Source organism: Streptomyces sp. NPDC006510 (assembly GCF_040611955.1).
In the GTDB taxonomy this organism is placed as follows: domain Bacteria; phylum Actinomycetota; class Actinomycetes; order Streptomycetales; family Streptomycetaceae; genus Streptomyces.
Window position 1 is genome coordinate 1 of record NZ_JBEXPH010000187.1, and the last position, 15,276, is coordinate 15,276.

General features: G+C 70.0%; 14 protein-coding genes and 2 pseudogenes. 5 read left to right on the forward strand and 11 right to left on the reverse strand.

All coding sequences use genetic code 11. The features are described 5' to 3' along the window. Positions 1 to 251: 251 nt before the first annotated feature. The 6 genes from ABZY11_RS35640 to ABZY11_RS35665 are packed head-to-tail and all read right to left on the reverse strand — an operon-like array spanning position 252 to position 6,546. Complete coding sequence (locus tag ABZY11_RS35640) at positions 252 to 1,046, reverse strand: class I SAM-dependent methyltransferase (RefSeq protein WP_356483148.1); 795 nt, start codon at positions 1,044 to 1,046, stop codon at positions 252 to 254. Positions 1,047 to 1,060: 14 nt separating this feature from the next. Then, positions 1,061 to 2,320, reverse strand: a complete 1,260-nt coding sequence (locus ABZY11_RS35645; protein ID WP_356483149.1) for an MFS transporter — start codon at positions 2,318 to 2,320, stop codon at positions 1,061 to 1,063. Further along, positions 2,317 to 3,375 carry an enolase C-terminal domain-like protein gene (locus ABZY11_RS35650; protein ID WP_356483150.1) on the reverse strand — a complete coding sequence of 353 codons (1,059 nt, stop codon included), beginning with the start codon at positions 3,373 to 3,375 and terminating at the stop codon, positions 2,317 to 2,319. Before ABZY11_RS35650 ends, ABZY11_RS35645 begins: the two co-directional genes overlap by 4 nt. Then, positions 3,372 to 4,463 carry a cysteine synthase family protein gene (locus ABZY11_RS35655; RefSeq protein WP_356483151.1) on the reverse strand — a complete coding sequence of 364 codons (1,092 nt, stop codon included), beginning with the start codon at positions 4,461 to 4,463 and terminating at the stop codon, positions 3,372 to 3,374. The genes ABZY11_RS35650 and ABZY11_RS35655 overlap by 4 nt, the downstream gene beginning before the upstream one ends. Then, positions 4,460 to 5,293: a DUF364 domain-containing protein gene (locus ABZY11_RS35660; RefSeq protein ID WP_356483152.1), complete on the reverse strand. Its 834-nt coding sequence runs from the start codon at positions 5,291 to 5,293 to the stop codon at positions 4,460 to 4,462. The genes ABZY11_RS35655 and ABZY11_RS35660 overlap by 4 nt, the downstream gene beginning before the upstream one ends. Continuing rightward, positions 5,290 to 6,546 (reverse strand): ATP-grasp domain-containing protein, encoded by a 1,257-nt coding sequence (locus tag ABZY11_RS35665; protein ID WP_356483153.1) that lies wholly within the window; start codon positions 6,544 to 6,546, stop codon positions 5,290 to 5,292. The genes ABZY11_RS35660 and ABZY11_RS35665 overlap by 4 nt, the downstream gene beginning before the upstream one ends. A 527-nt stretch (positions 6,547 to 7,073) precedes the next feature. On the opposite strand from ABZY11_RS35665, the gene ABZY11_RS35670 reads away from it, so the two are divergent. The 3 genes and pseudogenes from ABZY11_RS35670 (at position 7,074) to ABZY11_RS35680 (ending at position 10,309) form a co-directional block, all read left to right on the forward strand. After that, positions 7,074 to 7,595: a GNAT family N-acetyltransferase gene (locus tag ABZY11_RS35670; RefSeq protein ID WP_356483158.1), complete on the forward strand. Its 522-nt coding sequence runs from the start codon at positions 7,074 to 7,076 to the stop codon at positions 7,593 to 7,595. A 413-nt stretch (positions 7,596 to 8,008) separates the two neighbouring features. Beyond that, positions 8,009 to 8,194, forward strand: a pseudogene (locus ABZY11_RS35675) (ISAzo13 family transposase); the annotation flags it as partial. Positions 8,195 to 8,665: 471 nt separating this feature from the next. Beyond that, positions 8,666 to 10,309 (forward strand): alpha/beta hydrolase, encoded by a 1,644-nt coding sequence (locus tag ABZY11_RS35680; RefSeq protein WP_356483154.1) that lies wholly within the window; start codon positions 8,666 to 8,668, stop codon positions 10,307 to 10,309. Between the two features lie 484 nt (positions 10,310 to 10,793). On the opposite strand, the gene ABZY11_RS35685 is transcribed toward ABZY11_RS35680, so the two are convergent. Then, complete coding sequence (locus ABZY11_RS35685) at positions 10,794 to 11,270, reverse strand: hypothetical protein (RefSeq protein WP_356483155.1); 477 nt, start codon at positions 11,268 to 11,270, stop codon at positions 10,794 to 10,796. Positions 11,271 to 11,674: 404 nt separating this feature from the next. Here ABZY11_RS35685 and ABZY11_RS35690 point away from each other — a divergent pair, with 404 nt between their 5' ends. Next, a complete protein-coding gene (locus ABZY11_RS35690) occupies positions 11,675 to 11,860 on the forward strand; it encodes a hypothetical protein (RefSeq protein ID WP_356483159.1) in 186 nt (61 codons plus the stop codon). Between the two features lie 73 nt (positions 11,861 to 11,933). Here ABZY11_RS35690 and ABZY11_RS35695 read toward each other — a convergent pair. After that, positions 11,934 to 12,488, reverse strand: a pseudogene (locus ABZY11_RS35695) (IS6 family transposase); the annotation flags it as partial. Positions 12,489 to 12,539: 51 nt separating this feature from the next. After that, entirely contained in the window at positions 12,540 to 12,689 is a 150-nt protein-coding gene (locus ABZY11_RS35700) for a hypothetical protein (protein ID WP_356483160.1), read from the reverse strand. Between ABZY11_RS35700 and ABZY11_RS35705 the strand changes: the two genes are divergently transcribed. Further along, positions 12,627 to 12,875: a hypothetical protein gene (locus ABZY11_RS35705; protein ID WP_356483161.1), complete on the forward strand. Its 249-nt coding sequence runs from the start codon at positions 12,627 to 12,629 to the stop codon at positions 12,873 to 12,875. The genes ABZY11_RS35700 and ABZY11_RS35705 overlap by 63 nt on opposite strands. A gap of 143 nt (positions 12,876 to 13,018) precedes the next feature. Here ABZY11_RS35705 and ABZY11_RS35710 read toward each other — a convergent pair whose 3' ends face one another. Next, positions 13,019 to 13,921 carry an aminoglycoside phosphotransferase family protein gene (locus ABZY11_RS35710; RefSeq protein WP_356483156.1) on the reverse strand — a complete coding sequence of 301 codons (903 nt, stop codon included), beginning with the start codon at positions 13,919 to 13,921 and terminating at the stop codon, positions 13,019 to 13,021. 54 nt (positions 13,922 to 13,975) lie between these two features. Further along, complete coding sequence (locus tag ABZY11_RS35715; protein WP_356483157.1) at positions 13,976 to 14,716, reverse strand: class I SAM-dependent methyltransferase; 741 nt, start codon at positions 14,714 to 14,716, stop codon at positions 13,976 to 13,978. Positions 14,717 to 15,276 lie beyond the last annotated feature (560 nt).

The window sequence follows — 15,276 nt, forward strand, 5'->3', positions numbered from 1 at the left end:
GTGAACCTGCACTGAGGAGGTTCACGATGCGTTCCATAACCCTCACGTTCTGTGCCGCCGCGGTCGTCGCGGCGACCCGAGGCTGGCGGCGCCTCCGGCGGCGGCGAGGAAGCCCCGGCGGCGCAGACCGGGGAAGCGTGGGTCGTGCACGGGGCTTCGGTTCACGGGGATGTCGTTCATGGCGGTGTTCCTTGCTGCTGTGCCAGCGGATGGACGCGTGGTGGGCGGGTCAGGGTGGGGCGAGTGGGGGCTCAGGGGGTGCGGCGGGCGACCAGGTGCAGCCGGTCGCCGTCGGCCGTCGCGGCGAGCGGGTCGCCCTCCTGCCAGGGCGGTTCGGTGCGCGGGCCCGGCCCGTCGTGCAGGGCGAGCACCTCGAAGCCGTGGGCCGCGAGGAGGCGGAGCAGCTCCTGGGGGAAGAGCAGGCGCCACGCGGAGCGCTGCTCGACCGGCGGGGAACCGTCGTCGGCGGTCCACACCCGCGTGCGGCGCAGCAGTTGGGCTGCCCTGTCCACGTACAGGGTGGTGGTGGAGCGGTAGGCGGTGCCCTGCCAGGTGAAACCGCTGACGGACGGGGCGTCGAGGAGTTCAGTACGCCCCAGGAAGAAGGCGCCGTTGCGCATCTCGGCGACGAGCAGGCCGCCCGGCACCAGGGACCGGCGGCAGGACGTCAGGAAACCGTCGAGCTGGTCGTTGGTGTGGCAGTACAGCAGGGCGCTGTCCAGGCACACCACCGCGTCGAAGGCCCGCTCCCCTAGGTCGAACGCGTGCAGGTCGGCCTGGACGTACGCGGGGCCGGGGTGCTGGACGCGGGCGTACGCCAGCATCGCGTCGGACAGGTCGGCGCCGGTGACGCTGTGGCCGGCGCCGTGGAGGTACGCGGCGTCACGGCCGGTGCCGCAGCCGATGTCCAGGACGCGCGGACCGGGGGCCCCGTACCGGCGCAAGCAGTCCTCTGTCCAGCGCCCGGCGAGCCGTTCGGGGTCGGGGAAGCGGGCCTCGTACAGCGTGGGGTTGTCGGTGAGCAGGTTCGCGGTGGTGGGGGTCATGCGTGGCGCGCTCCTCATACTGTCGCCGGTACGGTCGCGGGGCGGGCGGGAAGGACCCGGCGGCGGTGCAGCCAGGCAACGCCGGCGGCGGAAGCGAGTCCGAAGGCCAGGCAGCACGCCCACGGCAGCCACGGCGCGTCTGTATGCTCACCCGCGTCCATGGCCCAGCCGACGATCGTGTTGCCGACGGCGGCAGCGATGCCGGAGACCACGTAGAACAGGCCGAAGTAGGTGCCGGTGAGTTCGGCCCGGCCGAAGCCTGGGATCAGTTCCATCACGAACGGCTGGGCCATCATCACGCCCAGGTAGAGGAGCAGGGTGCCGGCCAGGACGGGCAGCGCGCGCAGCGCCGTGTCTGCGAGGCCGTCGGGGGCCGTGCCGTACCCCGACACCGCCATGGGTGGTACGAAGGACAGCCCCATCAGCCCAAGTCCGGTGCTGATCCAACGCGCCCTGCTGCCCCGCTCCTTCAGCGCGCGGGTGACGCGCAGCTGAAGCCAGAGGTTGGTGAGGGTGCCGACGAGGAAGACGAGCCCGGCCGCGCCTTCCCACCCGGTCGCCCGACGGGCACCGTCGGGAAGCAACAGGTACAGCTGGTTCTCCATGGTGAACATGCCGACCATGGCCAGGGCGAAGGCCAGGAAACCCCGGTTGCCGATCACCTCGCGCCAGTCGGCGACGACGCTGTTCCCCGTCGGCGCGACCTGGCGGGTCGGAAGCACCAGGGCCTGGGCTACGGTAAGCACCGCGAAGATCCCGGCCGCCGTGAGCGCCGAGGCCCGGAAGTCGACCAGCAGCAGGGCGCTGCCGAGCAGCGGCCCGATCAGGGCGCCGGTGGTGGCGAAGACATTGAACAGGGCGAACGCCTCCGCCTTGCGCTCCCCCGCCTCCAGGGTGAGATAGGCCCGCACGGCCGGGTTGAAGAGCGCTCCGGCCAGGCCGCTGAGCACGGAGGCGGCAAGGAGTACGGGCAGCCCGTCGCCGAGCGCGAACAGCCCGAAGCCGACGGTGCGCAGAGCGCATCCGGCGATGATGACGCCGCGCGCTCCGAGCCGGTCCGATGCCGTTCCGCCGATGAGGAACAGCCCTTGCTGGCTGAGGTTGCGCACGCCGAGCACGATGCCGACGACGGCCGCCGACATCCCCAGGTCCTCGCTCAGATGCAGGGCGAGGTAGGGCACGAGCAGGTAGAAGCCGGTGTTGACGCCGAGCTGGTTGACCAGGAGGAGCCGGATCGCGAGCGGGAAGCCGCGTATCTCGCGCCACGTCTTCATGTACGCGCCTCCTCGGCGCCGCGCCAGCGTACCCCCAGGCCAGGATCGCGGCTCGCGCGTACGGTGCCGTCGGTGCCGCCGATGCCCGCCCACGGATCGTCGGCGAGCAGCAGATGGCCGTCGAGGTCGACCCAGCGGGCGCGGTCGGCGAGGTGGACGGCAGGGGCGATGCCGAGGGTGCTGGCGGTCAGGCAGCCGAGCATCAGCTCGGTTCCGGTGCCCGCGATCAGTTCGGCGATGCGGAGGGCGACGCTGGCGCCGCCGCACTTGGCCAGTTTGACGTTGATGCCCTGGACTCGTCCGGCGAGGCGGCGTGCGTCCTCGAAGCCGACCGCGTCCTCATCGGCGATGATCGGCAGCGGCGAGCGCTCCGCGAGCTTCGCCAGCGCCTCCGGATCACCGGGGGCCAGGGGCTGTTCGACGGCCTCGACACCCAGCTCCGCGAAGAGCGGCAGCAGTCGCTCGGACTCCTGGACGGTCCACGCCCCGTTGGGGTCCAGCAGCAGCCGGGCGTGCGGTGCTGCGGCACGGACGGCCCGTACGCGGGCCAGGTCCTCGGCCGGGTCCGGGGCACCGGCCTTGAGCTTGAGGACGGAGAATCCGTCCCGTACGAGGCGCGCCGCCTGTGCTTCGGCCCGTCCCGGTGTGGTGATGCCGATGGTGCGGGCCGTCGCGGCGGAGGACGGGTTTCCCTGGTGGCCCAGGAGCTGGTGGACGGGGACGCCCGCGCGCTTGCCGACGAGGTCGAGCAGCGCGGACTCCACGGCCGCGATCACGGCGGGCGGGGCGGCGGCCTTCCTGGTGCCGGTCCGGAAGGCTTCGAGGGCGGTCTCGGGGTCGGTGAAGTGGGCCAGCCACTGGGACTCCGTGTGCAGCAGCCGCCCGAGAGTGTCGGCGTCGAGGCCGTAGTACACGCTGGTGACGGCCTCTCCGTGGCCGCGCCGGCCTTCGTGCTCGAGGGTCAGCCATACGGCCTCACGGGCAGCCATCGTGGAACGGGAGATGCGCAGCGGCTCGGTGAGGTCGAGGCGTACGGTGCGTTGACTGGCCTTCACGGGTTCCCTTCCCGGGTCGCGGCGAGTGGGTCGGTGACGGTGCGGCACCGGGCCCAGCCGGTGGCCTCGACGGCCGTGGGGTGCGGGATCTCGACGGGGCGAGTGGCGGCTTTGGCCGGGTCGACGCCGTGAGCGACGGTGAAGTCGTCGTCGTACACATTGCCGAGGTAGCGGTGCGGCCCGTCGGGGAAGACCGTGGCGACGACCGCGCCCGGGTGGACACGGGCGGCCCAGGCGGCGACGAGGGCGACGGCCCCGGTGCTCCAGCCGCCGCTGACGAAGGCTCCGCGGGCCAGCCGTCGGCATGCGTCGGCGGCCTCGGCGGGGCCGACCCAGTGGACCTCGTCGAAGGCGTCGTAGGCGACGTTGCGCGGGTGGATGCTGCTGCCGAGGCCCCGCATCAGCCGGGGCCTGGCGGGCTGGCCGAAGATGGTGGAGCCGGTGGCGTCCACGCCGATGAGCCGCATGGCGGGCCAGTGGCGCCGCAGCGGGCCGATGATCCCGGCGCTGTGGCCGCCGGTGCCGACGCTGCACACCAGCACGTCGAGGTGGTCGAGCTGAGTGGCGAGCTCGGCCGCGAGGGAGGCGTAACCAGCGGTGTTGTCGGGGTTGTTGTACTGGTCGGGCCAGTAGGCGTCCGGGAACAGCGCCAGCACTTCCCGCAGCCGCGCGAGCCGCGCCGCCTGCCAGCCGCCCTGGGCCACCGGGCGGTCCACCAGCTCCAGCCGGGCCCCGTAGGCACGCAGGAGCTGCCGCATGGACGGCTCCAGCTCGGTGTCCCCGACCAGCACGATGGGGTGGCCGAGCGCCTGTCCGGCGAAGGCCAGTCCGATGCCGAGCGTCCCGGAGGTGGACTCCACCACGGGTGCGCCGGGGCGCAGTTCGCCGCGTTCCTCGGCGCCCAGCAGCATGGAGACGGCGGCCCGTGCCTTCATGCCGCCGACGCCGAGCGCTTCGAGCTTGGCCCAGAAGCCCGGCTGGGGGCACGGCAGGTCGACCGTGACGCGGGCGAGCGGGGTACGGCCGAGTAGCCCGAGGAGCTCCCGGTCGCCGGTTTCGCGTGTGGATCCGAGGACTGCCGTGGTCACCGAGCGCCTCCGTAGCGGTAAATGGTCCCCGGGCCGCCGTCCAGCCAGAAGAAGGGGTACGGCTCCGCGTGCACCGCGCTGACGCCGGATCCGATCAGACGGGGCAGGACCGCGCTGCCGGTCTGCGCGAACATCACCAGGGGTGTGCCCTGCCGCTGCGCGTGCTGTCGCAGCGGCTCGAAGCTGCCGTTGCCGAGGGTCATGCCGGAGGCGAGCACCGCGTCGCAGCGCTCCAGCTCCGCCAGGGCATCGGGGCGTACAGGCTCGCCCCATTCGGTCGTGCCGCCTTTGAGGTCGCAGGGGATGTACGCGAGACCGCGCGCCCGCAGGGCCTCCAGCAGCGAGTTGACCACGCCCACCACGAGCACGGTCGCTCCGGGCGCGGCATCGATCAGCTCCACCACGGTCTCGGCCCTCGCCCGGGACTTCTCCAGCGACGTACCGGCGGGCAGCGGACAGAGCTGTGCGCCGTTGGCGGAGCTGTGCGGCAGGGCGTGCATGAGGTACGCGTCAAGGGCGGCGACCCGGACCGGCGGCAGTTCGTGTGCCAGGAGGCGGGCGACGTCCGCGCCGACGCAGTCCTCGACGGCGCCTTCGGGCAGCTCTCCGGGCTCGACCGCGCAGGAGCCCACGGCTTCGGCGAGGCGCAGGCTGAGCACTTCGTTGCGGTAACCGGAGCCGCGCCCCTCGTGCCGTACCACCTGACGGGTGGTGAAAGCCACCGCGATCCGCTGGGTGCGAGGATCCGGGCCGATTCCGCCTGCCAGGACACGCTCGACGAGGTCGTCGTACGAGGAGGCCGGGACGTGGATGCCGGAGAGGGCGGTCACCGGTTCACCACCCGGGGGCGCAGCTGCGCGAGGAGTGCTTCGACACGGTCGCGGGCGCCCGGGCTCTGCGCGTCACCGGCCATGACGTGGCCGAGGTACTCATTGTTGCTGCCCGCGGTCTTGACGGCCTTGCCGGGGTCGGCGAGCTGGAGTTCCAGCAGGCCGTCTGCGGCACGGACCGTGTCGGCACCGTCGACGTCCTCCAGAACTCCGTCCTGGTCGGGCACCAGGAAGCCGATCGCGGCGCTGGTCAGTCCGGTGGCGTGGCGGCGCAGGTCAGGCTCGCGGCCGAGGGCGACGTCCACGCAGGCGGCGGCGAGGTCGATGCCGGTCACGTGACGTATGAGTTCGGTGATGCGGTTGCCGGCTGGCCGGGGGTTGACTTCGACCAGGCGTGGCCCGTCGGCTGTCAGCTTGATCTCGGTGTGGGCCACGACCCCGTCGAGCCCGAGTGCCTTGAGCGCCTGTCGGGCGGTCTCCTCGGCGGCCTCGATGTCCGCGGGGTTCAGGGCGGCCGGGAACATGTGCCCGGTCTCGATGAACGCGGGAGCCCCGCCGATGCTCTTGTCGGTGATGCCGACGATGCGCACGGCCCCGCCGTACGAAACGGTCTCGACGCTGACCTCGGGACCGTCAAGAAGCTCTTCGAGCAGGACCACGGGGTCGCGGCGCTGTCCGCGGGCGTTGACGGGGAAGGCGGCGAGCGCGCGGTGGGCATGTGCAAGCGCGGCCTCGTCGTCGACGCGGCGTACGAACATCCCGGCGCACAGGTCCACGGGCTTGAGCACCAGCGGGTAGCCGATGTCGCGGGCCGCGGCGGCGGTCTCTGACCAGTCCGCGCACACTGCGAAGCGCGGTCCCGGCAGGCCGGCCTCGGCCGTGACGTGGCGGGTGGCGTCCTTGCGGCACGCGTTCTCGACCGACTCGGGCGTGGGACCGGGCAGTCCCAGGCGCCCGGTGATCCGCGCTGCGGTCCGGAGGTAGTAGTCGCAGGAGGTGATCACTCCGTCGAAGCGCAGCACCTCATGGGCCCGTTCGACGAAGGGCAGCAGCGTGTCGGTGTCGTTGGTGTCCGCGGTGAGCACATGGCGGGCCGCGAGGAGCGGGTGTGCGGTGCCCTCCGGGGCGGAGCGCAGGTAGTGGTGGAGGTCACGGGTTAGAAAGGTGAACTCGTGACCGGCCTCGCGGATGGCCCGTGGCAGCAGTCTGCTCATAGACCCGACCCAGCTCTCGACCATCAACAAATGAGCCACGACTTCCCCTTCACACAGACGCTATTGAGGTTTGTTCAGGTCATGGCGGGGGCGCCGTCGACGGCGCGCTCGTTTGACCGAGCAGGACCTTATCGGTAATCGTTTTCATTGTCATCTGTCGGAACGTAGCTTCTCTGAATGCGAGACACGTGCCAGTCGCCGTACGCCCCCGAAACGCTCCGCGAGCCCCCTTGCCACGACCGCCATGCCTGCGGCACCCCCCGGAACGGACCGAACGGCGGGCGGGTGCGTATCGCCGTTCCGCGGGTGCACGCCTCCGGTACGCCCAGGGAGCGCCGCGGTGTTGCTCCGGAGAACCTGGAAGCTCCCGGCACGGCGGGCCAGGGCCGTCGTAGGCAGGCCGCGGCAACGCATGCGGGGACGGAGCGGCGCTTGCAGATCTGTTCGACGGCTCGGTACCGGCGCCCGTGCACGGAACCGGGTCCGGATTGCCGACACCGTGACCCCGTACAAACCTCAGACATCTTCGGGAGATTTCAGTGAGCCACCCCCCGCACCCGTCCTACATGGTGCGCCCCGCCACCCCAGCCGATGTGGAAGGCGCCCGCCGGGTCATCCTCGACACCTTCTACCGGGACTTCGGCTACGGCTACGTGCCCGCGTGGCACCAGGACGTCATCGACATCGAGAACACCTATCTGCACGACCCACGCCATGTGATGCTGGTCGCCGTGCATGACGGCGAGGTCGTGGCCACGACGGGCATCCGGTCGACGGGTCCGGCCCATCCGCCTCACCCCCGCTGGCTCGCCGAGCGCTATCCCTCAGGCACCACCGCGCAGCTCGTACGGGTCTACGTACACCCGGAGCACCGGCGGCACGGCCTGGCCCGCACCCTGGTGGACCGGGCATGCGCCTTCGCCGCCGAGACTCCGGGCTACGACAGCATCTACCTGCACACCAACGTCAACGTCGAGGGCGCCGAGGCTTTCTGGCGCAGCGTCGCCAAGGAGATCTTCGACGCCCGCACGACGGGAGAGCACGGGCCTGGCGTGGGCACCGTGCACTTCGAGATTCCGCTGCCGTAGCGCGGACGGCCGGCATCACTGTGACGAGCACGGCAAGGAACAGGCGCACGGCGCGCCGGCGCGCGGCCGCCGTCAAGGCGCTTTCCGCGCGCCGACTCCGCGTCCGCCCAGGAGCACCGCGCGCTGCACGACTTGGGGCGGGAGGACTGCGCCGACGTCGTACGCGACAACGTCGGCGAGAGGCTCCACTGGCACCGCCCGGAGCCGGAGCACCGCCACCACTACCCGGAATCTCCAGCAGTTGCCGAAGCGACGGGCCGTGCGGCCTTCCTCGACGGCCTCACTGAAGTCCGGAGGGGTGATGCTCTCTGCAGTGAACTTCCCCCCAAGGCCGGGTAGTTAGGGCTTACCGGGAAACAAGCCGTCGCTTCCGTAGCCGAGCATCGTTGTTGTGGTACGGGAGACCAGAGGGGATCGAGACTGGACTGGCGGCGAAGTTCCAGGCGCTGTTCCCGCACTTGGACGAACGTCAACGTCGGCTGGCCATAGGAGCGAAGGCACGCTCGCTGGGCCATGGCGGGATCGGGCTCGTCGCTCGCGCGGTGGGGGTGCGCGAAGGCACGGTTTCGCGCGGGCTGACTGAACTGGAGTCCGGTGAAGTGCTGTTGCTGCGGTCCGCCGACTTCTACGAGCTCAGCCAGGCTCCGCCCTTGAGCCGCTTGCAGTCGTGTGCCGCCTGGCCGTGAGGATGCTGCGCTGCGCCCGCGACCTCCTGAGCACGCCATGACGAGCAGCATGTCCGGGAGCAGCTCGGGTTACAAAACGGTGTCATACGGGGACGCGGCGGTTGCCGGGTATGGCGTAGCGGCGAGCGGGTTGGACGAGGTCGCGCGGTTGTTTTCCTGAGGATCAAATTCGGCACGGGAGCTGAATTCTCGGGGTCGCCCGGGTGGCACCCGATCGGCTGGCGGATCGCTGAGGGCGGTTCCCCCTACAACTCGGGGACCACCCAGGACTGTTGTGTCATCCCCAGGTTGGAGGAGAGGTGCAGCCTGGTGAGGGATCCGCATGCGTGTCGGGTTCCTGAAAGCTCTTTCCTGTCCGAACATTCGACCGGAAGGATCGACATCGTGCGCAGACTACGTCTCGCTCCCCTGTTGGCCGTGAGTGTCACGGCAACACTGGCTCCCGCACTCGCCACCTCGACGGCCACTGCCGCTCCGGCCGCCACCCCGTGGACCGTCTCCTCGTCCGCCGACACGGGCGTGCTGAACCGGTATGTGAAGCAGAAGCCGCGGTGGAAGCGGTGCGAGGCCGCCTCTCCGGCGGAGTTCGAGTGCGCCACGATCAAGGTTCCGCTGGACTACCGGGTTCCTGGGGGCAAGCGGATCGACTTAGCCATATCCCGGATCAAGAGCACGGCGCCCGACAAGCGGCACGGTGTCCTGTTCTCCAACCCCGGCGGCCCTGGGGGACAGGGGCTCTACATGCCGCTGGGGATGCAGGAGAGGCTCCCCGAGTCCGCACGGCAGAAGTACGACTTCATCGGCTTCGACCCGCGCGGTGTTGGGCAGAGCAGCCCGGTTTCCTGCGATCTGGAGCCGGAGGAGGAGAACTGGCTGCGGCCGTACAAGGAGGAGACGTTCGACAAGGACGTCGCCTGGGCGCGGGATGTCGCGGGCAAGTGCGAGGAGAATGCGGGCGACGTGCTCCCGCACATCACCACGCGCAACACCGCACGCGACATGAACCTGCTCCGGGCGATCCTCGGTGAGAAGAAGATCTCGTACGTGGGTTACTCGTACGGCACCTACCTGGGCGCCGTCTACACCCAGCTCTTCCCGGGCCGGGCCGACCGGTTCGTGCTGGACAGCGCCGTCGATCCGGCGCGTGCCTGGCGAGGGATGATCCAGTGGTGGGCGGAGGGCGCCGAGCCCGCGTTCGACCGGTGGACCGAGTGGGCCGCCGAGCGTTCGGAGAAGTACGGCCTCGGTGACACCCCGAAGCAGGTCGACCGGACCTTCTGGGACCTGGTCGCGCAGGCCGACGAGAAGCCCATCGAGCTGGACGGGCAGCCGATCAATGGTGATGACATCCGGAGCGGTATGCGCGGGGCCGTCTTCAGCCCGGAGTCCGCCACCGAGGGGTTCGTGGAGCTGAAGAAGGCCGCGGCCGGTGAGCCCGCCTCCGCGAAGAAACTCGCGGAGTTCGCCGGATCGGAGGGGGCCGGGACTTCAGGCGCCTCCGAAGCCGCCGAGGTGCCGTCCGACAACATGACGGCGAGCTTCTGGGCCGTGGTGTGCGGGGACAACTCGGCCGCGTGGTCCCGTGATCCTGAGAGCTACCGGCGGGACGCCATCGAAGACAAGGGCCGCTACCCGCTCTACGGTGACTTTGCGTCCAGCATCAAGCCCTGCGCGTTCTGGGACAAGTCCGTGGAACCGGCAACCGAGGTGAACAACAAGGTCGGTTCCCTGGTCGTCCAGAACGAGTGGGACTCGCAGACCCCGCTGCCCAGCGGTCAGGCCCTGCACGCCGACCTGAAGGGCTCGAAAATGATCACTGTCCTCGGCGGCGAGGGCCACGGCGTCTACCCGAACGGCAACGCGTGCACGGACGGCACGGTCACCGCCTACCTGCTCACCGGCAAGCTCCCTGCGAAGGACGTGACTTGCCAGGTGACAGCCGGCTCGAACGCGGAGGCACGGAAGAACCAGAAGAGGGACGTACTCCCCGGGTCTCCGCTCCCGGAGCGTGCTCCGGACCGTTTCTGAACCCGTTCGCGTGGTCCGTTTCCGCATGACCCATTGAAGATGGGGGGCGGGGCCTCCCGGCGGGGCCCCGCCCTCCCTGGTGAATGCGACCGGCTGAGCTCGCGGCTCAGACGAACGAGCGGACCGTTGCGTGAGATTCCTGATCCAGCGGACGCAGGTGACGCAGACGACGGTTCGGACGTGGTCGCTCCGGCTCCCATCGCGGCCTCCGTCGTGTGTGAAGGCCGCGACGCCGAAGCGCCCGTCAGGCATCGGCCGTCGCCGGGCACGCGGGCCCGGGACCACACCGGGCGAACCCGCACACAATGCACGCGCCGGCCGGAGAGTGACGGACAGCCAGAGGACCTCCAGCGGGAACTGACCTACGACGGGCTGCGAGCCGCCGAGGCCAAGGGCAACAAGGGCGGTCGCCGCCGCCGTCACGGCAGCGAGGGCTGCCGGGGTGGTGGCGCAGCCGACCAGAACGTTGCCTGCTGCGGGAGAACTACCGGGACGCCCCACCCGTGGACGGGTCGGCGACCAAGCGGAAGAGGTCGCGCGTCGGGTGCACGTCGACCGGGACGCTCGTCCCGACTTCGATGATCTCCTCCCCGGCGACGAGGTGGCTCGTGGTGAACGGCGGCCGACCCGGCACGGTGACCAGCATCCGGACCCTGGTGCAGCGGTCGTCCTCGCCGCACCACACGCGCTGTGCAGACGTGACCTTGCCCATGACGCGCACGCCGGCCGTGTCCAGGTCGCGCCACACGCGCTGGTCCCGCACGGTGCCGACGACGGCCAGGACCAGGACGACCACGGTGAGAGGGGTCCAGAGGAGGCCGGTCACGACAACGCCCAGCCTGTCGTCGTCGGGGACGTACCCGCTGATACCGGCCAGCAGGATCAGAGGGCCAGCACACACGACCAGGAGCCCGAGCCCGGTCCAGATCGGCTGCTCGAAAAAGCCCGGCGGACGATTCACCGGACCTTCGGCCTCGGGTACTCCACCGCTCGTCACGGCGGGGCCCACCCACTGCGGGGAAGGGAGTCCGAAGTACTTTGCGAGCTTCCTGACACAGGCAAAATATAACGGACCTGATCCAGTCGTGGGGGGCCTCTATGGGTTTCGCCAACCCTGCCGTGCCGGTCTTGGTGTGATTCGCCGGTGTGGGGTTCATGCGGCGACGGGGGTTGAAGCTTCCCCTTGATGTTGGACACCTGGAGACTGGGACGTGAGGTTCCAGAGGAAGTAGTGCCAGGTGGGAAGCAAGAGCAACTGCAGTAGGCGGTATACGGAGGAGTTCAAGCGCGACGCGGTCGCGCTCGTCCGGTCCTCCGGCAAGACGGTCACCGAGGGCCCGGGAGATCGGGGTCAGCGCCGAGGGACTGCGGAACTGGGTCAAGCAGGACACGACCGACCGCGGGCAGGGGGCGCCGAGCGAGCTGACGAGCGCGGAACGGGAAGAGCTGCGTCGGCTGCGTCGGCTGCGTCGGCAGAACCGTGAGCAGGCCGAGACGATCGAGGTGCTGCGAAAAGCGGCGGTCTTCTTCGCGAAGGAGAGCGATCGATGAGCGAGGTGTACGCGTTCATCGAGGCGGAGAAGACCACCCATGGAGTCGCTCTGTTGTGCCGGCTGCTGAAGGTGGCCCGGGGCCCCTTCATCGCGCGTTCGCGCTGCCTCGTCGGCTGTTGACTGTTCTCGGCCCGGTTGTTCAGACCCTTGTGGGCGCGGTGTTCTACGGAGGGCATGACCTCGCGGTGGGCCGCGCCGTAGGAGCGCAGCTTGTCGGTGACGACCACCCTCGGCACCGAGCAGGTCTTCTTGAGCAATTTGCGGAAGAACCGCCTGGCCGCAGCGGTGTCCCGCCGGTTCTGGGCCAAAATGTCGAGCACGTTGCCATCGGCGTCGACGGCCCGCCACAGGTACTTCAGCTCACCGTTGATCCTGAGGAAGACCTCGTCCAGGTGCCACTTGTCGCCCGGCTGCATACGCCGGCGGCGCAGGCCGTTGGCGTAGGCCTGCCCGAACTTCGTACACCAGCGGCGGACCGTCTCGTGGGAGACGAGCACGCCGCGCTCGAGCATCAGCTCCTCGACCTCGCGGAACGACAGCGGGAAACGGAAGTACAGCCACACGCAGTGCGCGATGATCTCCACCGGGTACCGGTGCCCCTTGTACGACGGCGGTGCGCTGTCCACGGACGCCCCCTCCCAGCACGACCAGCCAGAAGATCATCCCAGGCCGGTCAGTCAACGTGACAGTGCCCTCTTGCGTGCTGCGGTCAGCTCCGCCTGAACGTCGTTGCCTTCGGTTCGGGCAGCGGTCGGCGGTGCGGAGTGAGCGCCGGGCCGGCGCCCGTCCGCGGCTCGGATCCAGTTCCTCAGCGTCTCGGTGTTCACCCCGAGATCAGCGGCGACCGACTTGATTGTCGCTCCCGGTGGGCAATTCTCAAGGGGATCGAGCGGCACACCGGCGAACCCCTCGGCGACTTCGCCACCGCGCTCGAAGCAGCCCACCTCGCCGACCCGCACCCGGACACCGCCGGCATGTCCGCCCACATGCTCCTCATCGCAACAGTCGGGTGAGAAATCCCGCCACTGCGTCGCCCGTGCGGTCTGCCACGGCGGCTGAGGCCGGATCCGCCAGGCGTACCGCGACGGCCCGCTGTCTGAGCCGTCGTCGCCCAGCTGCGCCCTGAGACTGTCGGAGGAGGATCGTCGCTGCGTGCCTACATCAAACCGCCTCTCAGAACACGATCGAGCGCAGCCCTGCCTGCGGGTCCCCATGTCGGCTTGCCGCCAGGAAGGCCCCGGTCTCCGTTCTGGCCCATCAGCATGAGGAACAGGCTCTTCAGAGCGGCCAGCCCGCGGGCGCGGCGGATCGTCCCCTCGTCCGCCTGCGCGTACACGTTGAAGAACCGCGAGGCGCAGCCTGCGGGAAGGAGCACCCATGCGGCCGCGAGGTCCCACGCCGGATCGCCGGCGAACATGGCACCGAAGTCGACGATGCCCGAGAGCGTCCCGTCCGAGACGACGACGTTCGCGGGATGAAGATCGCCGTGCACCCAGAGCGGCGGGCCCTCCCACTCGGGCGCCGCGACGGCGTCGTCCCAGACGGCCCGGACATCGTCGGCGAGGTCGTCGGGGACGACAGCGTGGAAGAAGTGGTCGAAGCTGTCCGTGCACTTCTTGGGGTGAGCGCCGAAGTCCGAGCTGATCGGCGCCTCGTCGGGCGCCTCCACGTGGAGCGCCCTGAGGAAGCCCGCCAGTGTGTCGGCCGCGTGGGCGCCGCGGCTGATCGAGCCGTGGTCCAGCGGCTCGCCGGGAACCCACGTCATGATGGTCCAGTGCTTGGGGAAGCGCTCGGACGGTTCGCCGAACCGCACCGGGGTCGGCACCGGGAGCGGCAGGCGCGGGGCCAGCACGGGTAGCCACCGCCGCTCCTTGAGCTGGAGCTCCGGGGTGGGGTCCATGCGCTGCATGCGCACGGCCAACTCGTCCCCGAGGCGCCACATTTGGTTGCCCCAGCCGCCCGCCACCTCGCGGATGGCCAGCCCTGCAAGGTCTGGATGTTGCTCCTGCAGCAGGTCGCGGACCAGGTCTGCGGTGATCTCGATCTCGGTGTCGGTCATGCGAAGCCACACTACTGGGGCAGGATTCTGGCTTCGCTCGTGATCCGCGATTGGCTAGCTGCCTGAGCCGGTGGCCGACGGCGGTACCTCGACGACGAAGAACAGGAAGTTGGGACGGGTCGAGAGGTCCTGGAAGCTGTCCGGGAACAGTTCGCGGGCGGCCGGGTCGGGCTGCGGCTCGCTGATGACGGAAAGTCGGAAGCCGGCGGTGGTGAAGGCGTCGGTCATCGCGTGCAATGGCCTGCGCCAGAACTCCATCGGGACGGACTGTCCGTTGAGTGTCCAGTCAAAGGTGTAGCTGGTGGTCGCGTGGTAGTCGGGCCGGGGATCCCGGTGCGCGTAGGCCGCGAAGGGATGGCTCACCGACGCGATCAGGCGGCCGCCGGGCCGGAGTACCCGCCGGAACTCGGCCAGCGTCGGCCCCCAGTCCTCCAGGTAGTGCAGGACCAGTGACGCGACCACGTCGTCGAACACACCGTCGTCGAACGGCAGAGGGTCGCACAGGTCGATCACGTGCAGGGCCACGTCGTCGCCGAGCCGCCGCCTCGCCAGTGCCAGCATCCCGGCGCTGGCGTCGATGCCGGTCACGGCGGCGCCGCGGTCGCGCAGCACGGCGGCCAGCGGGCCCGAGCCGCAGCCGGCGTCAAGGATCCGACGGCCGGTGACGTCCCCGGCGAGGGCCAGCATCGCCGGCCGCTCGTAGTACGCGTTCACGAGGCTGTTCTCGTTCTCCGCGGAGAACATCTCGGCGAAGCTGTCGTAGTCGTTCGCTTGGTTCCGATCCGCGGACTGCATCGTCGCAGCCTAGTAGTCACCTGATCCGCCGGACAGGCCCCCACACACCGTCCGCCGCCTGACCGCCCTCCATCCAACTCACTGCGATTTCCTGCACCCCAGCTACTCACGCTCGCAGTCGTTGCCGTCACCGCCCATCGCTGCCCACGCCCTGTTGCTTTCTGGAACTCCGCGGCTGCGGACCTGGCCTGCGAGGACGACGCCCTCGCCAGATGGGTCAATAACAGGCAAAGGAAGCGAGATAACTCAGGAGCTGACGCCGATGCTGAGCGGCTTCGACCACATCACCGACTCCTGACCTGCCGTGGTCAGGAAGTGCCCTCGATGGTGACCGGGACTTCCAGCGGCGCGGTCCACTCGCTGTCCTTCGACCTGGCGGTGATGCTCAGGCGTACCGGCCCGTTCGCGTAGTCGCGAGCTGCTCATCATCGGCGTTCATCCGTTCTGCCACCACCGACAGCGCGGTCCGGGGTGGCCGGCGGGCCCGGCCCGGGTGGCGGCCGGGCCTGCCGTGCTCACCGCGCCTTCGGCAGCGCGGTCAGGGCGCGGCGTTCCTCGCC